The sequence below is a fragment of the Flavobacterium sp. HNIBRBA15423 genome (genome assembly GCF_052655965.1).
Genome location: NZ_CP199751.1, coordinates 3,703,092 through 3,724,281, shown reverse-complemented (window position 1 = coordinate 3,724,281; position 21,190 = coordinate 3,703,092). Strand labels below are relative to the sequence as shown.

Sequence of the window (21,190 nt, the reverse complement as noted above, 5' to 3'; positions counted from 1 at the left end):
TTTGTTAGTTAATTTGTGTATTCATTTACAATAACAGGCGGTTTGTTGTATTTGAATTTCAAACAAACAAAGCAAACAAAACCACATGGATTTAAAAGTAGTTATAGAACAATTAAGTAAATTAATTGATCCACAGGAAGAAATAATCAATGTTACTAACATTGCTACTCTTAATGATGGTGACGACTTTTTGGAATCTAAATCGCCTATTATTTTATCTATCGTTAATATCGAAGAGGATAAAACACAAAAAAATCAGTCGGTTTATCTAGGTCTTGCAGATGATCAAAATATATCGCGATACAACCAGCCAACTCAACATCTTATTATTTCCTTATTATTTAGCTCTTATAATAAAGATTTATCTAAATACTTAGATGGTATAGATAAACTTAAAACGATTGTTCAATATTTTCAACAAAACAAGTCTTTTTATTATAAAAATGATGATTCTGAGCTACTCGATTATGCTAGTTTTTTAGCAAAAAATGAAGTAGCACAACAGGATTATTACAAAATTACTATGGAGTTTGTGAGTTTGTCTATGGAGCAATTAAACCAAATGTGGTCTTATTTAGGTTCTAAATATATGCCTTCTGCTTTGTATAAAATGCGATTGTTTATGATTCAAAATGAGACCACAATTGAAGAAAAAGTAATTAAGAAGGTTAAAATTAATCTATGGGAAAATGATAAGAATAATCCAATAGGTCTTTTAGAAACTGGTGAATTTGAAAATTAAAAAGTGAATAGAATATAAACAATAAATAAAAATGTCATGAATGTAAGTTCTCTTAAAACACCCGGAGTATATATCAACGAGATTGATGCATTTCCACCTTCTGTAGCACAAGTTGCCACTGCAATTCCTGCTTTTATAGGGTATACCGAAAAAGGCCCTTCTGTGCCTGTACGAATTTCCTCTTTACTTGAATTTCAACAAATTTTTGGAAGTGCACCTAGTCCAGATAACATAACTATAAATATGGGTTCCAATATTTATGAAGTAGCAGAAAGTAAATTTAAGTTATATAATAGTTTGAATTTGTTTTATGCTAATGGAGGTGGTGTATGTTACATTGTATCAATTGGGCAATTCTCAAGCAATCCTACATTTGCTTCTTCAGATGATTTTATAACAGGATTGAATTTATTAAGAAATTTTGATGAGCCTACTTTATTGTTGTCTCCAGATGCTGTGAATTTATCGGCAGATAATCTAGCGGCACTTCAACAACAAATGTTACTGCAATGTAGCGATTTAATGGATCGATTTTCAATATTTGATGTTAAACCTATTACTGAAGTTAACAAAAGTAATTTAATTGCAAGTAGCGAAAGCTTTAGGGATAAAGTGGGTAATATGAACCTTAAATATGGTGCTAGTTATTATCCCGATTTACAAGTAAATGCTAGTTATAAGTTTAGATTTAGTAAAATTGATGCACAAGTTAATTTTGCTAGTATTTATGCATCTGATCCAGTTGTATTGCCTCTAATAACAAAGTTTAAAACGCAATATGATATTGTATATAAACCTACAGCAGTTAAAGGTATAGTGTACCAATGGAATGAAGCATCTTTTCAATCTACTAAGGATAAGGTAGTTATAGCAAATGATTTTACAAATACCAATGCTTATTTTTTAAAATTAGTTAATCTATTAGGAAAACTAGGCAAAACATCAACTATTTCAGATAGTGATTTGAAAAAATATGTTGAAAATGTTATTGCTACTTCATTGCGTCCTTATTTGCAAAGTTTAATAGATTTCAAAGCCGTTTATAATACTTTGAAAGATCCTGCAACTAATGCTGTTTTTATTGGTGGGAAACTGATAAGTGCCACTATAATTGCTGCCGATTTTGAAGCTATATGGGGAACACTAGCGGTTTCTGCACCTAATCCTTATACAGGTTTATTAGAAACTAGTACACCATTAGAGGCAGATTTAAACAAAATTCAATTAGCATTAGATAAGTTAAGAACTGGTATTCTTGCTGCTATGAATAGTGGAATGACATCTATTGAAAACTATATTGAACAACAAGAAACTACTTTAATTGCTAATATGCCATTGTATGCAGAAATTGTAGCTAAACTAGCTGTTTCTATGAATACCGTTCCACCTTCAGGAGCTATAGCCGGTATTTATGCCAAAACTGATGCAACAAGAGGGGTTTGGAAATCTCCAGCAAACGTTAGTATAAATGGAATTATTGGTTTAACCGATGATATTAATGATGCGAACCAAGAAGACATGAATATTCATGAAACAGGAAAATCGATTAATGCGATAAGAAAGTTTACTGGAAAAGGATTTTTAGTTTGGGGAGGAAGAACTTTAGCTGGAAATTCTAATGATTGGCGCTATGTAAATGTACGACGATTGGCTAACATGATTGAAGAGTCGGTTAAAAAAGCGTGTATGCAGTTTGTTTTTGAACCTAACGTGTCGTTAACGTGGGTTAGTGTAAAAGGAATGATAGATAATTATTTAGCAACCTTATGGAAAGATGGGGCTTTAGCAGGCAGTAAAACGGAACATGCTTTTTTTGTTTCCATTGGTTTAAATGAAACCATGTCGGCTCAAGATATTTTAGAAGGAAGAATGATTGTTAAAGTAGGTTATGCTCCTTCTAGACCAGCGGAATTCATTATCCTTGAATTCAAACAAATGCAACAAAAATCATAATAAATAGTGTTTAACTTTAAAATATAACGATATGCCAAATACAAATTTTCCGCTACCAAAATTTCACTTTAGTGTGCAATGGGGAGGAAGTAAAATCGCTTTTACTGAAGTTTCAGGTTTAAACAAGGAAATGGATGTTATAGAGCACCGTGTGGGTTCTAGCCCTAATTTTTATAAAGAAAAAATGCCAGGGATGCAAAAGTTGAGTAACATAACTTTAAAAAGAGGTGTTTTCTTAGGGGATAATGAATTTTATGATTGGTACAATACAGTAGCTCAAAACACAGTTGAAAAAAGAACCATTACAATTTCACTTTTGGATGAGAATCAACAACCAAAAGTGGTGTGGACTGTTAAAGACTGTTTTATTGTTTCTTTAAAATGTACTGATCTAAAATCGGATGCAAATGAAGCTGCCATTGATACTGTTGAAGTGGCTAATCATGGTGTAGATGTATTGTTTAAAAGCTAATTATTATGCCAAGTAATACTCCTATAGTAGGTTTTCACTTTTCAGTCATTTTTGAATTAGTCCCTCAATTTTCTATTGATACTAAATTTCAAAGTGTGAATGGGTTAAAAGCTACTATGGAAACAGAATCCTATACAGAAGGGGGACAAAATCGTTTTAAACACAGTTTTCCGGTTCGTTCAGGATATCAAGATTTAGTTTTAAAACGGAGTTTGACTTCTGATTTGTCGGGAGTAGCCATGTGGTGTAATCAGGCCTTAGAAGATTTTATTTTTTACCCAGCTAATTTGGTGATTTCACTTTTAAATGAAAATGGAAATCCTATTAAAGTTTGGTACGTATCGCACGCTATTCCTCTAAGTTATGAGGTTAGCGATTTTAATGCGGAAGAAAATAAAATAGTAATCGAAACCATGACGCTACGTTACAATTTTTATAAAGAAATCCCTATTCCAGGGTTTTAATCTACCAATATGGCTATAGAAATTAAAGAATTACGAATCAAAGTGACTGTTGTTGAAAACAATGAAACTACTCCTTTTACAGAGAAGATAGGAACTGTAAAATGGCAAGAGTTAAAGGCTTCCATTGTGAATGAATGCACTTCAAAAGTATTAGAAAAAATTAAAGAAAAATCGGAAAGATGATACTAGGACTTTTAGGAATAATAGATAAAATGCGCATAGAGGTTTTTCCAACAAAAGAATATGCGGAACCACCTAAGAAAACCATTTTTGTTCAGTTAAATCCTGAAAAATATTCCATGAGACATAATGTCGAGTTTTGTGAGAATCAGGCCATGGGTACTTCTGGAACCGATTTACGCTTTAATAGAATTGAAGGTGAAGAAGTGAATTTTGAATTCTTTTTTGATAGTTCGGGTATTGTTCCTCCAGGAAAAATTAAAGATGGAAAAGGTGAAGAATCGCTATTAGATGCCGTAGGTGATATTGCTAATGCTTTAAAGCCAGCGATAGTAAATCCTTTTGGTGAAGTAGAAACGGTAGAAAAAGAAGTGGAAGAGTTCAAAAATCTGTTAATGGGCTATGATGGTGAAACGCATCAAACGGCTTATTTAAAATTGCTTTGGGGTGGTTATAGTTTAAGCTGTCGCTTAAAAAGTATGGATATCGAATACACGCTTTTTCGAAAAGATGGAAGACCTATTCGTGCTAAAGTAAGATGTGTTTTTAAAGGAACTATTGATTATAAGTTAATGGTTGCCAAAGAGAATAAAAACTCGCCCGATTTAACACATGAAAGAACCTTTAAGATGAATGATAACTTAGCCTTACTATCAGAATCGATTTATCAAAATAATACTTTTTATATCGATGTGGCTAAGAATAATAAACTATTGAGTTTTAGACAGATTGATTTTGGTCAAAAAATAAAATTCCCACCAATTAAATAATATTGTAATGCCAACAGTAAAGCCTTTTTTTCCTTCTGACACGTTACTAAAACTAGAATTTACCATTAATGGTGAAATTACTGGATTAGATACTTTGTTAACAGAAGCAAAGGTGCACTTTGAGTTGAATAAAATTCCGTTTGCCAAATTTACTTTCGCTACTGCTGAAGAAGATTTTGAAGACAATGATGATTCTCCTTTACATGCATTACACCATGAACCCACAGATCCTCCTCTTGAAATAGAGGTGAAAATTAGTTTTGAAGGTGCCATGGAAACTCTTTTCAAAGGGGTTATAAAATCGTTAGATCAACAATATGAAAATTGTATGGTAGTTGCCAAAATTGAGTGTAAAGATGTGGCTTTACGATTGTCTCAATCTTCCACAGAAGAGGAGAATAACAATCAAACTTTTGAAGAAAAGTTAACGAATTATACTACCAATTTAATTTTAAGTGACAATTTACAGGGTCAATCCTGGGGAGAAGAAGAAATTACTCATAATAATACTACAGTTCCTTGGGATTACCTAATTGGGTTTTTAGATTCTATTGGTATGATGGTGGCTTTACGAAATAGTGAGTTTGTAGGGATTGATATTCTACAGCCTGAAAGTGAGCCTATTTATGTAGCAGAGAACGGTATTAATGTTTTTGCTTTTACAGGACGTTTAGATGCAGAAAGAAGAAAATCGGCTGTAACAATTGAACGCTGGGACATCGAAAATCAAGAAACGGTAACTGTCTCAGCTTCTCAAAGTACTCCAGATAATCCGCATACCGTTCGATTAAGTGAAACACAATTGCAAGAGGCTACTTTACAAAGAGTTGCAGATACTATCATAGCAAAAAGTAATCTGGCTGCCATAACAGGAAAGGTAACCACATTTGGTAATTTACTAGCTAAATCTGGAGACTATATAACTTTTACTAAAGTAAATACTCAAATTAATGATGAAGTCTTATTAATTACACAAGAAGAACATAGTATTCAAAATGGCTGTTGGAAAACAGAATATATGTATGGTTTAGAAAGCGAAAGATCGTTTACTCAAAATACCACATCTGGTGTAAATAATACTCATGCAGAAATTGGTCAAACAAATACTGTAAATGGCTTACAAATAGGAATTGTTACTAAGATTATCGAAGATCCTAATAATCAATTTCGAATTAAAGTAAGAATTCCCCAACTGTCAAGTAGTGGTGAGGGTGTTTGGGCAAGATTAGGCACTTTAAATGCTTCTAGCGATATGGGAAGTTATTTTATTCCTAGTATCAATGATGAGGTTATTGTGGGTTGCTTAAATAATAATCCAGACACTCCTATAATCTTGGGTAGTTTATACAGTAGTAACAAAGCGATGCCTTATCCTATTGAAGAAAACAATTATAAAAAAGGATTTGTTACCAAAGAAGGAACACGCATCCTAATGGATGATGAGAAAAAAAGTATAGAAGTAAGTACTAAAAAAGGCAATAAATTACTGATTAGTGATGATTTGAAGGGATTTGTTTTAGAAGATGAAAATAAAAATAAAATCACTATGAATGATCAAGGTATTACAATAGAGAGTTGTAAGGATTTAAACATGAAAGCAAAAGGCAATATAAAAGTAGAAGGTATTAATATTAATGCTGAAGGAAGTGGCAATATGATTTTAAAAGGAACAATGATAAATTTAAATTAAAATGGCAGCAGCAGCAAGAATTACAGATATGCACACATGTCCTATGACAACAGGAACTGTTCCACATGTAGGTGGTCCTTTAATTCCTGGTGCAAATAGTAGTGTATTAATAGGAGGTTTGCCTGCATCCATTGTAGGAGATAGTTGTGTTTGCACTGGACCACCCGATTCACTTTCTGTGGGTTCTTCCTCTGTTTTTATTGCAGGAAGTCCAGCGGTGAGAATGGGAGATGCAACTGGTCATGGAGGTGTTGTGGTTGCTGGTTGTCCTACAGTAATAATAGGAGGATAAAAAAATAAAGGCATGGAAGATAAATCATTTTTAGGAACAGGTTGGAGTTTTCCACCTACATTTAAAAATCAGTTGGCTACTATTGAAATGGTTACCAATGAGGATGATATATTTCAAAGTTTACAAATATTATTGACTACTCAAATAAATGAAAGGATCATGCGATCTGATTTTGGTTGCGATTTGAGTGCTTTACTTTACGAAAGTATCACGGTTACTTTATTAACCAAAATTAAAGGCATCATAGAAAATGCGATACTAAAATATGAACCTAGAATAGATTTGTTAGAGGTCGATTTTACATCAGGGGAAACCGAAAGTAATGCAGGCATTATTAATATTGAAATAACGTATAAAATAAGAGCTACAAATTCTAGAAAGAATTATGTATTCCCTTATTACTTAGAAGAAGGAACGTTTGTAAAAAAATAATTCATACAAATGAAAAATTGTAATTCCATATTATCGATACATGAAGGCATAGGAACCACGCAAAAAGACCGAGTAAGACCGGCTTTACAAACCAGTTTTTTTCTTTTAGAAGAAAGAAGTGAAGAAAGTTTTCTATTGTTTGTACAGCGTCTTTCTAAGTATGTAAAATTTTATAATGAATTTGATACTAATGATGGAGATTGGTCCAACTTTTTTCAAAAGGAATCTACTGCTATACTTATTTATATTGCTAGTTGGAATATTGAAATGTTAGAAAATGCTTTTGAAGTTAAAAAGAATGAAATTTTTATAAATACCGATTTTGCAACCCAAAAAGTTTTATTACTAGAGTATTTCGAGGAAGTAAAAACTGCTTTTATGGATTTTTTAGAAAGAGCAGCAACATTAGATGACGAAATCATAGAAAAAGAAAGTTTGGTAGCTTCTTCTTATGCAATAAAAGCGCAATTTATTTCGGTTTTTAACCAAATTAATGCCACAACAAATATTACTTCACTACTAAAAAATTATGTGTTTTTAAAAACAACCCAGCAACTTTTTGGTTTGCTTTTATCTTGGAAAAATTATTCACAGAAAGCTGTTGCTTACCAGTTAGAAAATTATTCAAAACACACACCACATTATGCTCTTTTTCTTTCTTTCTTAAAATTACTGTCGGTTGCTAAAGATAAATTTAATGAGTTTACTAAAAATCATTTGGATTTTTATTACAAAGATGTTTTAAAAATTCAAAACAAAAATGCACAGCCCGATTATGTTCATTTAGTGGTAGAACCTTTTAACACCAAGCCATTTTTACTACCAAAAGACACTATTTTTTCTGCGGGTAAAAACGGAAATGGGAAAAATAAATATTATGCCTCAACAGCAGATCAAACTATTAATCAAATTAAATTAAACTCTTTTTTAAGTCATTATAGAAAAGACAATCACTTCTTTAAAACCGATTTAATAAAAGTAAATGCAACGGGAAAAAGTTTTGATGTTTTTGCTAGTAATCAAGAAGAATTTAAAGAAGGTATAATGATTGCCAGTCCGTTGTTGTTTTTACAAAGTGGCGAAAGAATTATCTCTTTGCAATTTAATAACAGCACTTCTTACAAAGCAAATGATTTTAATTTCTATATAACAGGTGAGAAAGAAGCCATTGAAATTACACAAAAAGCAACTAGTAATGGTTTTATAAAACTAACAATTCCAGCTACTGAAAAAGCCATTATTCCTTTCAATAAGGAATTACACACCGACTTTTTAGTGCAATCGCAATTTCCTGTTTTGAAAATTATACCAAAATCTAAAAACACTCTTACTTCCATAAATAGAATTGAATTAGATGTAGAAGTAAATCAGTTTAAATCTTTCGTTTTAGAATCAGATTTTGGAACTATTGACATAGAGAAACCTTTTTATCCTTTTGGGGAATTTCCAAAAAACGGCAATGGAATGAATATAAGTTCCAATGAGTTTTTTATGAAGAATAAAGCAGTTGCTACATTTCAAACTATCTCTCTTTTAAATAATTCTGTTATAAACAATGCCATTGCTGCAAGAAATAAAGTAACAGATAAAACACATGCTGAAACAAGATCTAATAAAGTTATAGATGAAATTTCACAACAAACAGAAATTACTAATCAAGTAGAAGAGCTTGAAAAAGCTAACATACACTATGTATCAGAAATAAATTGGATAAATGATAAAGTAACTGTTTTTCATTTAAATAAAGGGCAATGGAAAGAATATTCAGATAGCTTAACCCCTATTACCAATACTTATCCTTTAAAAGAATATCATTTTGATGAAGTAGCAACTGATGAAATTGTTTCTAACGGGAAATTTAGAATTGAATTAGAAGATTCTGCTTACAACGGTCAAAAATATATGGAAGATTATATTTTAGCCAGTCAAAATAAAAATAGTATCTCATTACCTTATAAGCCTAGAATTAAAGAATTTGTTTTTAATTATAAGGTTTCAGAAACCATTAATCTAGCCACAAGAACTAATGAAAAAAATCCAGTTGAAATTTTTAAAGTTGTGCCTTTTGGGTTTGCCAAAAAGGAAAAAGGAACATTGCATTTCTCCACTTTAAATACTAATGAAGGTTACATTTATATTGGTTTTGATACTATAGAACCTCAAAATGGATTAAATTTTTTAGTACAGTTAGAAGAAGGAACTGCAAATCCATTACTAGAACCTGCTGTAATTTCTTGGCAGTATTTAAGCAATAATCTATGGTTAGATTTTCAAGAAAATGAACTAGGTGATGAAACTTATTCCTTAACGCAATCTGGTTTAGTTAGTATTACTGTTCCAGAATTTAAAGCCAATACAAATACTGTTTTACCAGAAAATTTATTCTGGGTCAGACTATCGGTTTCTAATAAGCAAGCCATCTGTAAATTTTTAGGAATTCATGTTCAAGCTTTTAAAGCGGTTTTAGTAGATTTTGAAAAAATAGGTACTCAATTTTTAGAAAATACTCCAAAGGAAACTATCACTAAATCGTATAAAGCTATAAATGGGGTTAAAAAAATCAAACAACCGTACAATTCTTTTTTAGGCAGAATAGCAGAAACAGACGATGCTTTATACATAAGAACTAGTGAGAGATTGCGTCATAAAAATAAAGCTATTACTAGCTGGGATTATGAAAGAATTGTCCTTGAAGAATTTCCAGAAGTGTATCGCTTAAAAACTTTGAATCATTACCGATATGATACTACTTTATCCAATGTTTCTGCAGGTTACGTAACACTTATTCCTATTGCAAAAGCATCTGCTTCAGAGAACATTACATGGAAGCCACTTTTAAGCTTGAATAAAATGCTTTTAATAAAAGAACATCTTTATAAAAAAGCTTCTCCGCAAGTAAGAATAAACGTAAAGCCACCAAGATTAGAAAAAGTAATGGTACAATTTAAGGTGAAATTTCACAATTCACCAGGTATGGATACTCGATTGTATATCGACCAATTGAAGGAAACAATTAATAATTATTTAAGTCCTTGGGCCTATGAAGAAGACGATTTCAATTTTGCTAACGAAATAGAGTTTTCCTCAATAATTCAATTGCTAGACAATCAAACCTATGTAGATTATATCACTGATTTTAAGGTTGTCCAATATAAATTAGACGAAAACAATGAAATTATAGGCAGTGCCATTCAAAATCTAAATAAGATTTTACCACAATCCGATTTTACTTTATTTATTCCCACTGAAACGCATTCAATTACAGAAATATAAATATCATGTCAACAGAATATTACATAGAAAAAGACAGAAAATTGCTTCCTTCACAAGACTTTCAATACTTGTTAGGAGAAGGGTTCAAATATATTGAACAGTTTGGTTCTAAATTCTGGACAGACTACAATCCTCATGATCCTGGAATTACTATTTTAGATGTGCTTTGCTATGCCATAACAGAATTGGGTTATCGTGCAGATTTCGATATTAAGGATCTTTTGACTAGTAAAAACGGAAAAATTGAAAATAGTACATTTTTCTCTGCGGCAACTATATTTACTAATGCTCCTTTAACGGTTATTGATTATAGAAAACTACTTATTGATATTGAAGGGGTTTCAAATGCTTGGCTATTGCCAACAAAAACTACAACCGATGCAAATGGTTATTTTAAACCGAATGATAACGAAGCTTCACTATACATCAATAAAATTGAAGATAAATTAAGTTTAAAGAAAACTGATAAAAACAATACTCCATTACCAAAATTAGTACTGAGAGGATTAAACAAAGTTAAAATTGAACTAGATGAAGATCCCATTTTAGGAGATTTAAACACTTTATTATTAGAGTTTGCTTTTTGGGAAAATAATCGTTGGGTTAATCTTAAAATAGTACCTCAATTTACTAATTGGAGTCATCCAGATACGCTATTGTTTAAAAAAATGAACAAGCCCTCTAAGATTACAATTGACAGTGTTAAGAAAATGCAAGATATTGTTTTTCTAGTGGTAAATAGAGCTAGCAAACCTTCTGATTCTTTACATTTTAGAATTTTTCCAAATGATATTGCTGAAATCGATTTAGTAGTAAATCACTTTTCAAAAGAGAAAAATGTGTGTGAAGTCATTTCGTTATTTGAACAAAAGAAAGATAAAATACAAGAAATTTTTTCTACAATAGCGGTTTCATTACATCAAAATAGAAATTTAACCGAAGATTATTTGTGTACCGAAATAATTGAAAAAGTAGACATAGGTATCTGTGCCGATATTGAATTGCAACCAGGAACAGATGCTATTGAAGTAATGACGCAAGTTCAAATTGCAATTGATAATATCATCAATCCAAAAATTACTTTTTACACTTTAGCACAATTAGTAAATGAAGGTTATCATTCTGAAGCTATTTTTCTAGGACCAAAATTAACACATGGTTTTTTAAAAGATGAAGAGATTGCAAAAGCGCAATTACCTAGTGAAATACATGCTTCCGATATTATTGCTGTTTTAATGGAGATTGAAGGAGTAAAATCGGTCAAAAACTTTATGATGACCGCTTATAATGAATTGGGCAAGCCAATTGCAAACGCTACGAATGAAAAATGGATTTTAAAGCTTTCAGGAGAGGTAAAACCTATTTTCAATGCTCAAAAATCAAAATTGTTACTGTTTCAAAAAAATATTCCTTTTTTACTTTCGGAAACCCAATTAATGTTGGTTGAACAAAAAGTAATTTTATACAAAACACAATTTAATCAGAAGAAATTACAAAATACTAAAAACGATTTTGAAATAGAAAATGGTGATTATTTTGATTTTAATAGGTATTACAGCATTCAAGATGAGTTTCCTAGAAATTATGGTTTGGGTAAAAACTATGTTTCAGAAAAAGATACTCCCTTACGAAAAGCTCAAGCGAAGCAATTAAAAGGATATTTGTATTTCTTTGAACAAATTTTAGCTGATTTTTTCAGCCAATTATACAATGCTAAGGAATTGTATGACACCAAAACGATTACGCAAACTTACTTTGCCACTTATCTTGAAACCAATCCTTTAACAGGTGAAGATTTTTATTCTAAAGAAGTGTTTTTAGATGATTTAGAAGCAAAATTACTTACTGGAACAACAGCAGAAGAAGTTTCTCTTTATGAGACAAAAACAGAATTTTATGACAGGCGCAATAGAGTTTTAGACCATTTATTAGCCCGTTTTTCTGAAAGTTTTAATGAGTATGTATTTATGATGTATCAATTATCTCAAAATACTTCTGGAATGGGTTCACTGAGTTTTGACTATGAAGATTTAATTGAAGACAAACAAAAATTTATTAATACTTACCCTGAAATAAGCAGTAATCGTGGATTAGGAATTGATTATTTGAATGCTAAAATAAATGAAACTACAAAAGTTTTAGAATTTGAACCATTTTGGGATTCAAATCACAGAGGCGGTTATGAAAAACGAGTTGCAAAATTATTAGGAATAAATGAAATTCTGCTACGCAATATTGTTACTGAAGAAGGACCACAAACCCAATGGACAGTAGAAACGGATTCAGGTAACTTTTTATTTAAAATTATTGCTCCTGCAGTTAATTTACCTGAAAAGTGGGAATGGGCTCAGCTTCATTTTTTAGATCAAAATTTATATAAAATAGACAATTTTGGACCTAATTATTATTTGTATTTAGTAGATGGGAACAAGAAGATAGCCAAGTTGAATAAGAAATTTCTTTCTGAAACGGAAGCGTATGACTATTTAGTAAAAATGATAAGAATTATGAATGTTTACTATGAGAATTTTTATTGTTTGGAACACATTTTACTACGACCTTTTAGCAATAGTACTTTTTCGGATGAAGATTTATTAACGGTTTGTTTAAATGATGATTGCGACGATGAGGCTAATAATGATCCTTATTCTTTTAAAGCTACTATCGTTTTGCCAGGTTACATTTCTAGGTTTAAAAATTTGATTTTTAGAAAATATGCAGAAAAAATATTTAGACAAGAAGCACCCGCTCATGTTTTATTGAAAATATGTTGGGTCAATGCGAGTGATATGCTTGGTTTTCAAAAAAAATATAAAAAATGGATTGAAAATTATAGACACTACAGACTCCATTTTTGTGAAAATACACTTACAAAAGCACAAGAAACAAATTACATTAAATCATTACACGAACTCATTTTAGCCTTAAAAGAGCTCAATACATTATATCCAGAAGGGAATCTATATGATTGTCAATTAAGCGAATCAAACAATCCTATTATTCTTGGAAACACATCATTAGGAACATTATAAAAAAAAGATCATGGAAGCATATAACACCTCTATTTATCCAGTTTTTGAAGCCGATCAAGTGCTTAGTCAAAAAGAATTAAATTTACTTGTAAGTCATTTAGAAGAACAGGATCGTATAACGCGAAAAAGCTTAATTGGCTTAGGAATTGTTTGTGGATTAGATCTTTCTTTTTCTATTAAAAACAACATAAATAGTGTAACAATAAGCTGTGGAACAGCTGTAACTTCTTTAGGTTTTCAAATTAATTTTAAAGAAACTACGTTTACGCAATACCACGATTTAGAACTCTCTGACCAATTTTTAAAACCAGACTATATAAGAGAACCTTATTTAGATGCAATCTTTAAACATGCTTCCAAATATGAGGCTATTAAAAACTGTTTCGAATTATTAACTACAGATGCTTCTGATGTTGATGTAAAGCCAATTCCAGCTAATTTTTTTACTGATAAATTAGTAATCTTATTATTAGAAGTTACCTTAATTGATCAAAAGAACTGTGTTACTACAAATTGTGATGATAAAGGGAAACGTATTGAATTTACTATTAGACCATTAGTAATTTCTACTAATGAAGTTACAGCAGTTTTAACTAAAGTGTATCAATTACCAGAATTATATTCTAAAGTTACGTTTCCTAGATACAATGTTCCTTATAAAAATATTATTACTGCTACAAATGTTCTTGATGGGTTTAGAAAAGTATATAAAGACAGTTTTTTAACTGAACTAAGCGATTCTATTGCTTCTGTTTATAATGATTTTAAAGAGGTCTTGTCAGAAGTAAGTAACTTAGACATTTTGGAAGACTGTAAAAATACCATTTCAACAACGGTAGATAATTATAAAGGAAGCGTAAACTTGCAATATGTTTGGGATTGGATTGCTGATATAGTAGCTACTCAAAATGAAATTATTGATTTTAAAAAAATCAATCCTAGTTTTTGTTGTGTGGATGAAGGATTATTCCCTTTTCACGTAGTTCTTGGAGGTGATACAAATGGTGAAGCAATTTATAGAACACCTTTTATCAAAACTTTAGATGGAAGTAATGAAGAAAATGCAAAGCTGAAAGAATTGAACTTACTCTTTGAAAAACTGGTTCTTATTCTTACTTCATTTGAAATTCCAAATCAAAATGTAATAAAAGTAACGCCTTCTTCTTTAGGGACTATTCCTTTAAGTGAAAAAGCGATTCCTTTTTATTATAATTCCATTTTAGAGTTAAATAAAAAATGGAATCCACAATTAACTGTAAAGAAAGAAAATAATACGATTCTTTCCTATCATTCAACAATTCCAAACTATACTAATAGACCAGAAGTCAAAGAACCTTTATTATTTGATATAGAACCTTATAATTTCTTTAGAATTGAAGGACATATAGGTATGAATTATAAAAAAGCTATAAATGACCTTAATTTAATTAAAAATAGTTATGCTTTACCATTTAAAATAACAGCATTAAATGCAGTTGATTTTGTAAATAAAGAGGTAGATATTTTAAAATTTGATGGTCGCTGGGATGATTTAGAAACAGATTATGATTTAGCTCGAAAAAGAGTGTATAATATTACTGAATTTGTCATTAAATGGATGGATTTGAGAAAAAACACATTAGATGAAAATAATATTATTACTATAGAAAACATTAATAATTTTAAGAATATTTTATCGCAATTAAAGAATTTGTTAACCAATGATTTAAAAGAATTTTTACCCAATTATAAATCTTTTTATGACATCTTTAAAAATCTAAATCATGTTTTTTTATTTCATAGATGGTGCATTCAATTATTTAATCCTAATCTATCAACTATTGCAGAAGATTTAATAGATAGATTAGATGATATTAACGAATTATTCCTAGATGACCCATTTACTGTTATTTATGAAGAAGCCAATTTAAGATGGCAAAAAACATATAAGGATTTATTCTTTTCTACATTCTTAAAAAAACATCCAGGAATTGAACATAAAGCAGGTGTTACAAAAGGAGGAACTTTTGTGTTAGTATATATTGATACTTCTATTTTTAAAGCATCAAATCCTCCTTTAATTTACACCAATTTACTTGCTGCGGTTACAAATTATAAGAATAGTATTCCTATTGATAGCAATATTAAGGATGAGTTAATTAGTAGCGTGAAATTTGATGATTATAAATCTCAGATTAAAACAAAGCCAAAAGGATTAGCAATTGATAAATGTAAAGAAGAATCAGACAACATTAAAAATGATTTATTAGAGATAGCTAAGTATAATTTAGAAGCTAATTATACAGTTCAAATGAGCGATTATATTTTGGAAAACATTAAGGGGGTTTTACAATATGAAGTAGGCTCAACAGTTGAAAAAAATCCTTTCCAGCAAACCATTATTGCTGATTTTTATTTGCCTTATGTGTGTTGTAGTGAAGGAAATACTTTGGAAGTTAAAATAGAAGTAAAAGAACCATTAACAATTTCTTTAGAACAGTCCAAATATTGTCAAACCGACGCAAAAGAATATGAGGTTAAAATTAAAGGAAAAGCTGGAGGAATTTTTACTGGAACTGGAAAAGAGGCTATTATTCAAAAAAGCGATAAATATTATCTTAAACCTAATCATGCCTCTATTGCAACTCCAAAACTATATGATTTGCAATATGAGGTAGATGAAGAACTGAGCAATACAATCGAATTTGAAATAGTTAGTCCAAATGAATTGCAGTGGTCAATTATTAGAGATGTGAATGAGCCTAATGTAATTAAATTTGTAAATAGCACTACAAATGACACTCATGAATATGAATTCGATTTTGGAGATAATTCAGATATGATTACAACAAATGAAAATACTGTAGAGCATACATTTGAATTTGATAACAATAGGCAATTTACTATTACTATAAAACAACTAGGCGAGGTTTGTGAAAATATACAAACAATAACTGTTTCTCCTTTGACTAGAATAGGCGATTTCAACAAAAACGATTTCAATACAAACGATTTCAATACAAACAAATAAAAATAACAGAATCATGGCAGTAAAAACAAAAACACAAATCATTGCAGATATAAATAGAAAAATCATTACAAATGGTGATATTAAAGCAGTAGATACAAATGCAATTTTAAAAGATATTTTAGATTGTAAAGAACTGAATGAACAATCAACAACAAACCTGTCCACTTTTAGTTTTCAAAGCACAACGCCCTTGATAGATGATAAAGGTGGAAGATTAAGTTATTCTTTAAGAGGTATAGCAGACTCATTTGTAAACATTACTTTTAGAATAGTTATTTTTGAAAATAGTGCTAACAATTTTACTTTTTTACATAATGATGTGAAAATTTTAGAAGCACTAAAAACAATTATTGAAGACTCAAATATAGGAAGTGATATAGATTTCTTAGTAAAAATAAAAAGAAAGCAAAGTACTTCAACAAGTAATAAATTTAGAATTGGAAGTTTAAATTTTAATTGTACAGAAAAAGAATTTCTTATTAAAATTGAAAGCCAAGAATTAAATGACAATTTATTTAATGGTGATCAAATTTTTGCTTCTTTCTCTATTCACTGTCCAAAGGATTTCTAAAAGTAAAAGATTATGCATCTGCTTCAACAACATACTTTTGATATTCATTGTTCGTCTCAAGCTTTTGGGAAAGAATTACATAGCCAATTGAGTTTGTTGTTAGAAAAAGAATTTTATCCAAAATTGGAAGTTTTATTTAATAAATATGATATTAAAAACAAGGTTTGGGTTATTGATGCATTATCTATAGAAATACCAAATGTTTCCAAGAAATATTGGAAAACTGAAATTATTCAAAAAGGACTAACACAAATTGAAGATTATTTGAGAAAAAATAGAATTTCATACTCTGAAAACAGAAATGATGAGATAATAAATTCGAATAATTTTTTTTCTAAAAGTACTCATTCAGAATACATTTTTTTAAATTTTTTAGAAACAGGAAGAATTATTGAAAATGCAATCTCTAAAAATTTAGAAGAGATAATTTTAAAAATTGAGGTAACTGAAGTATTTATTGAAAGGCTTCTTTTAAACTTGGAAACCAATCAAAATTGTTTAATCCGATGGATTTTTTCAGTTCCAGATTTTTTTAAAGAGATTGTTTTCAGAAAACTAAATAATTTTCCTAATGAAACAGCTATTTTTTTAAATAAGATTCTAGATATCAATGGCAAGTATAATCATGAAATTAAACAAATTATAAAAAAAATAACTAAGAATAATTTATTAAAAAAACAATGGATTGAATTAGTACAATGGATGAATTATTTTCAAAAAAGATCCGTTTCAAAAGAAATACTTGTAAAAGAGTTTATTCAGTTTTCAAAAGAATTTTGGGAAATAACAACCCATGATTTAAGCTTGATTTGCCAATATATTTATGAAATAAGTAGTAATTCATCAAACACAATTACGACAGAAATTAAAGATTTTTTTTTAAAAGTAAAAAACAGTATTCTAGAGAATTCTATACAAGAAGATAAAGTTAAAACACTTGAAAATAGTAGCCAACAAGAAGATAATTCGGAACTTAAAAACGGCAAAAAAGGTACTGATTTAGTAGGGAAAGCACAATATGTTAACAATGCAGGATTAGTGCTTTTACATCCTTTTTTGAAAGCACTTTTTGAACAATTGAATTTGTGCGAAAACAATGGGAATTGGACCAAGAAAATAAACCAACATAAAGCTATTTTACTTACACAATTTTTAGTTTCCGGAGAAGAAAAAATAGATGAAAGTGATTTAGTTCTTAATAAGATTTTATGTGGGTTTCCAATTGAGGCAGTTGTAAACGTAAAATTGAAAATGACTAAAAAGGAAAAAGAGAAATGTAAAAGTTTACTGGAAGCAGTTAACGAACATTGGAAAGTAATGAATAATTCTTCTATTGAAGCACTCCAACAAACATTTTTACAAAGAGAAGCAAAATTAGAACTCTTAAATGGAAATGAATATGAATTATGGGTTGAAGAAAAGGGATATGATATTTTATTAGAACAATTACCATGGGGAATAGGTATGATACAAACACCATGGATGGAAAATTATCTAAGCTGTCATTGGAGTTAAATTAAAAATGAATTTCTATGGAAAGAGCAATGTTACAAAGAGAAAATAAAACCACTACAAAAAGTAGCTCGTTTTTTAAACCAACCATTCAAAAAAAATTGAGTATAGGTTCGGCTAATGATTCTTATGAAGTAGAAGCAGATAACATGGCTAATAAAGTCATGCGAATGACTGAACCTTCACAACAAAATGTTTCACAAACAGGATCATTAGTACAAAGAAAATGTACCGCTTGTGAACAAGAAGAAAAAATTCAAAAAAAGTCTTTAGTTGAAAATATAACCCCATTAATTCAACGCTCATCAAATTCTGAAAGTGGTGGTCAAGCACCAAATCATGTTGAAAGTCAAATTAATAGTTCACGTGGAGGAGGTTCAAGCATGGATAATGGAACAAAAAACTTCATGGAAAGTAGATTTGGTACTGATTTTTCAGATGTAAAGATCCATACAGGCAGTCAAGCTGTTCAAATGAGTAGGGAATTAAACGCACAAGCTTTTACTGTAGGCAATGATATTTATTTTAACGAAGGAAAATACAGTCCAAATTCTGATTCAGGAAAGCATTTATTGGCTCATGAGCTGACGCATACCGTGCAACAGAGTGGTGGTATTGGAAAGAAAATACAGAAACAAACTTCAAGGAGAAGTTGTAGAGCAAGTAATGTAGAAAATTTTTCGATACAGAATTTTACAAATAGAAGTATAACAATTCCTTCTGGATGTTCAGGTAATGTAACCTTTTATACGAGATGGCTGCCATTTTGTAACGGTCCAGGGGCAATGGGTTGTACAGGGTCTGAAGAGTATACTGTAAGAGTTACCAATGGAAGTAGGGTAAGAACTTATAATTTAAGATCAGTTGGAGCGCATTGTGGAGATGCAGAGCAACCAGAACCAGTTCAAAGTAGAACCATTTCTTTAAGAAGTGGCACGAATAATTTAAGAATTTCAGTTGATAGATTGAATTGTGAAGGAATTAGAATGAGTTTTAGAATGGAGGTAATTGTAAGATAAGAGAATATAGATGAATCAAATTTTAACACATAAAGAATCTCAACCAAAATCAATAAAGTCAAACCTTTCTTTTTTCAAACCTACAATCCAAAAAAAACTAAGTATTGATACAACAAATGATTCTTATGAGGTAGAAGCAGATAACATGGCTAATAAAGTTATGCGAATGACTGAACCTTCACAACAAAATGTTTCTCAAACAGGGGCTTTAGTACAAAGAAAATGTACCGCTTGTGAACAAGAAGAAAAAATTCAAAAAAAGTCTTTAGCTGAAAATATAACCCCATTCATTCAATGTTCATCACCAGAAGGTGGTGGTCAAGCTTCAAGTCATATTGAAAGTCAAATTAATAGTTCGCGAGGTGGTGGAAGTAGTTTGGATAGCCAGACAAAGAGCTTCATGGAAAACCGTTTTGGTGTTGATTTCTCAGATGTAAAAATCCATACAGGAAGTCAAGCCGTTCAAATGAGTAGAGAATTAAATGCACAAGCTTTTACTGTAGGTAATGATATTTATTTTAATGAAGGAAAATACAGTCCAAATTCTGATTCAGGAAAACATTTATTAGCGCATGAGTTGACACATACGGTGCAGCAGAGTGGTGGCATTGGAAAGAAAGTGCAACGTTTTGTAACTTGTGAAACACAAGAAGATTGTCCACCAAGAGAAACAGGAGAAGTTGTAAGATCTAGAAGCGAACCTTTTGAATTATTTAATCTCACCAGCGGAGGTGTAGGTATGCTTATTTCCAATTTTGCGGTTAATAGTGGTAACATTGATGGAGATTTAACTCTTAATCCTAGGTGGAACACTTTTGTTAGCGATTTGATAACAAATACTCATCTTACGTGGGAAATATTAGGTTTTACAGATTGTCAAGGAGATGAAGCGCTTAACTCTAACTTGAGAACCCTTCGTGCAACAGAATTTTATTTTGCTCTTCCTGAAGCTGCAAGAGCTCAAGTTGAAACCTATGGAGCAGCACCTTCTTCAAGTTGTATGAGAACAAATAGTACAGAAGCTAATCGAAAATTAAATCGTTCTGCTATTATTCGATTAAAAACTACTCGATATGATTTTGAAGAAGAAACTGTTAGAGGAATAGTTACTCAATTAGAATGTTCAGATGGAAGAGATATCTCACGAAATAGTGATAATGATTTAGATAAAGTACCTCACGCACCTCAAGATAGGAGTCCTGATATATTTATTTATGACAATGTATTAGGAGAAAGTGGTGCGTTATCTGACTTTAGGATTGGATTTTTTACGGGAACATCAGGGGAAAGTACGACTGATGATAATCGTTTGTTTAATCATTTTCTTACAGGAAGCGGTAGTTCTATTGACTTTCCTGTAGGGAGCGATATGTCAAGAATTATTGGAAGCACTGATGCTGTTACACAGTTTTCTCAACAATTTGAACAAAGTGTAATCGATTATTTTAACATTCACAATTCATTATCAGGATATAATTGTCAATCTGAATTAATAAGAACAAGACCTGGTTACATTGGTAAATGGGATAGTTTATTCTCAGTGGCAGTTATGGGCGGATACCAAAGATTAGAAGCTAGAATACAAATTCGTGATGGAATACTAAATATACGATATAGAATTTTTGACCATTATGGAGGTGGAGTTAATGATGCTTGGAGTTATTTACCTGGATTATCTGGATTGTATTATCTACAACATTACGTTACTGGATCGACTAATACATATCAACCCTTTATTTGGTCAGTTGATGTAAATAAAAGACGTCGATTATAATTTT

Annotated in this window: 16 protein-coding genes; all 16 read left to right on the top strand. The window is 30.5% G+C overall.

The window, feature by feature from the left end:
- The first annotated feature begins 85 nt into the window (after positions 1 to 85).
- From ACULEV_RS16600 to ACULEV_RS16525, 16 genes are read left to right on the top strand one after another with little or no spacing between them, the layout of a single operon-like run.
- On the top strand, positions 86 to 742 hold the full coding sequence (locus tag ACULEV_RS16600) for a Pvc16 family protein (RefSeq protein WP_445456162.1): 657 nt from the start codon (positions 86 to 88) through the stop codon (positions 740 to 742).
- Positions 743 to 778: 36 nt separating this feature from the next.
- On the top strand, positions 779 to 2,695 hold the full coding sequence (locus ACULEV_RS16595; protein WP_445456161.1) for a phage tail sheath family protein: 1,917 nt from the start codon (positions 779 to 781) through the stop codon (positions 2,693 to 2,695).
- Positions 2,696 to 2,726: 31 nt separating this feature from the next.
- Positions 2,727 to 3,167, top strand: a complete 441-nt coding sequence (locus ACULEV_RS16590) for a phage tail protein (RefSeq protein ID WP_140963423.1) — start codon at positions 2,727 to 2,729, stop codon at positions 3,165 to 3,167.
- 5 nt (positions 3,168 to 3,172) lie between these two features.
- A complete protein-coding gene (locus ACULEV_RS16585; protein WP_445456160.1) occupies positions 3,173 to 3,631 on the top strand; it encodes a phage tail protein in 459 nt (152 codons plus the stop codon).
- Positions 3,632 to 3,640: 9 nt separating this feature from the next.
- Positions 3,641 to 3,814 carry a DUF5908 family protein gene (locus ACULEV_RS16580; RefSeq protein ID WP_445456159.1) on the top strand — a complete coding sequence of 58 codons (174 nt, stop codon included), beginning with the start codon at positions 3,641 to 3,643 and terminating at the stop codon, positions 3,812 to 3,814.
- Positions 3,811 to 4,581, top strand: coding sequence for a CIS tube protein (locus ACULEV_RS16575; protein ID WP_445456158.1), 771 nt, complete (start codon positions 3,811 to 3,813; stop codon positions 4,579 to 4,581). The genes ACULEV_RS16580 and ACULEV_RS16575 overlap by 4 nt, the downstream gene beginning before the upstream one ends.
- Positions 4,582 to 4,588: 7 nt before the next feature.
- A complete protein-coding gene (locus ACULEV_RS16570; RefSeq protein WP_445456157.1) occupies positions 4,589 to 6,271 on the top strand; it encodes a phage baseplate assembly protein V in 1,683 nt (560 codons plus the stop codon).
- Between the two features lies 1 nt (position 6,272).
- Positions 6,273 to 6,563, top strand: coding sequence for a PAAR domain-containing protein (locus ACULEV_RS16565; RefSeq protein WP_445456156.1), 291 nt, complete (start codon positions 6,273 to 6,275; stop codon positions 6,561 to 6,563).
- Positions 6,564 to 6,575: 12 nt separating this feature from the next.
- A complete protein-coding gene (locus ACULEV_RS16560; protein WP_445456155.1) occupies positions 6,576 to 6,995 on the top strand; it encodes a GPW/gp25 family protein in 420 nt (139 codons plus the stop codon).
- A 9-nt stretch (positions 6,996 to 7,004) separates the two neighbouring features.
- Positions 7,005 to 10,268, top strand: a complete 3,264-nt coding sequence (locus ACULEV_RS16555; RefSeq protein ID WP_445456154.1) for a baseplate J/gp47 family protein — start codon at positions 7,005 to 7,007, stop codon at positions 10,266 to 10,268.
- Between the two features lie 5 nt (positions 10,269 to 10,273).
- A complete protein-coding gene (locus tag ACULEV_RS16550) occupies positions 10,274 to 13,300 on the top strand; it encodes a hypothetical protein (protein ID WP_445456153.1) in 3,027 nt (1,008 codons plus the stop codon).
- Between the two features lie 10 nt (positions 13,301 to 13,310).
- The gene (locus ACULEV_RS16545) at positions 13,311 to 16,310 is read left to right on the top strand and encodes a hypothetical protein (RefSeq protein ID WP_445456152.1); all 3,000 of its coding nucleotides are present in this window, start codon (positions 13,311 to 13,313) and stop codon (positions 16,308 to 16,310) included.
- A 13-nt stretch (positions 16,311 to 16,323) separates the two neighbouring features.
- Positions 16,324 to 16,881, top strand: a complete 558-nt coding sequence (locus ACULEV_RS16540; protein WP_445456151.1) for a hypothetical protein — start codon at positions 16,324 to 16,326, stop codon at positions 16,879 to 16,881.
- A 12-nt stretch (positions 16,882 to 16,893) separates the two neighbouring features.
- The gene (locus ACULEV_RS16535; RefSeq protein ID WP_445456150.1) at positions 16,894 to 18,396 is read left to right on the top strand and encodes a contractile injection system tape measure protein; all 1,503 of its coding nucleotides are present in this window, start codon (positions 16,894 to 16,896) and stop codon (positions 18,394 to 18,396) included.
- Positions 18,397 to 18,413: 17 nt separating this feature from the next.
- On the top strand, positions 18,414 to 19,412 hold the full coding sequence (locus ACULEV_RS16530) for an eCIS core domain-containing protein (RefSeq protein ID WP_445456149.1): 999 nt from the start codon (positions 18,414 to 18,416) through the stop codon (positions 19,410 to 19,412).
- A gap of 10 nt (positions 19,413 to 19,422) precedes the next feature.
- Entirely contained in the window at positions 19,423 to 21,186 is a 1,764-nt protein-coding gene (locus ACULEV_RS16525) for an eCIS core domain-containing protein (protein WP_445456148.1), read from the top strand.
- Positions 21,187 to 21,190 lie beyond the last annotated feature (4 nt).

Coding starts and splice junctions, on each gene's coding strand:
- ACULEV_RS16525 (WP_445456148.1), top strand. CDS start 19,423: ATGAATCAAATTTTAACACATAAAGAATCTCAACCAAAATCAATAAAG.
- ACULEV_RS16545 (WP_445456152.1), top strand. CDS start 13,311: ATGGAAGCATATAACACCTCTATTTATCCAGTTTTTGAAGCCGATCAA.
- ACULEV_RS16550 (WP_445456153.1), top strand. CDS start 10,274: ATGTCAACAGAATATTACATAGAAAAAGACAGAAAATTGCTTCCTTCA.
- ACULEV_RS16535 (WP_445456150.1), top strand. CDS start 16,894: ATGCATCTGCTTCAACAACATACTTTTGATATTCATTGTTCGTCTCAA.
- ACULEV_RS16580 (WP_445456159.1), top strand. CDS start 3,641: ATGGCTATAGAAATTAAAGAATTACGAATCAAAGTGACTGTTGTTGAA.
- ACULEV_RS16560 (WP_445456155.1), top strand. CDS start 6,576: ATGGAAGATAAATCATTTTTAGGAACAGGTTGGAGTTTTCCACCTACA.
- ACULEV_RS16570 (WP_445456157.1), top strand. CDS start 4,589: ATGCCAACAGTAAAGCCTTTTTTTCCTTCTGACACGTTACTAAAACTA.
- ACULEV_RS16575 (WP_445456158.1), top strand. CDS start 3,811: ATGATACTAGGACTTTTAGGAATAATAGATAAAATGCGCATAGAGGTT.
- ACULEV_RS16540 (WP_445456151.1), top strand. CDS start 16,324: ATGGCAGTAAAAACAAAAACACAAATCATTGCAGATATAAATAGAAAA.
- ACULEV_RS16530 (WP_445456149.1), top strand. CDS start 18,414: ATGGAAAGAGCAATGTTACAAAGAGAAAATAAAACCACTACAAAAAGT.
- ACULEV_RS16595 (WP_445456161.1), top strand. CDS start 779: ATGAATGTAAGTTCTCTTAAAACACCCGGAGTATATATCAACGAGATT.
- ACULEV_RS16555 (WP_445456154.1), top strand. CDS start 7,005: ATGAAAAATTGTAATTCCATATTATCGATACATGAAGGCATAGGAACC.
- ACULEV_RS16585 (WP_445456160.1), top strand. CDS start 3,173: ATGCCAAGTAATACTCCTATAGTAGGTTTTCACTTTTCAGTCATTTTT.
- ACULEV_RS16590 (WP_140963423.1), top strand. CDS start 2,727: ATGCCAAATACAAATTTTCCGCTACCAAAATTTCACTTTAGTGTGCAA.
- ACULEV_RS16565 (WP_445456156.1), top strand. CDS start 6,273: ATGGCAGCAGCAGCAAGAATTACAGATATGCACACATGTCCTATGACA.
- ACULEV_RS16600 (WP_445456162.1), top strand. CDS start 86: ATGGATTTAAAAGTAGTTATAGAACAATTAAGTAAATTAATTGATCCA.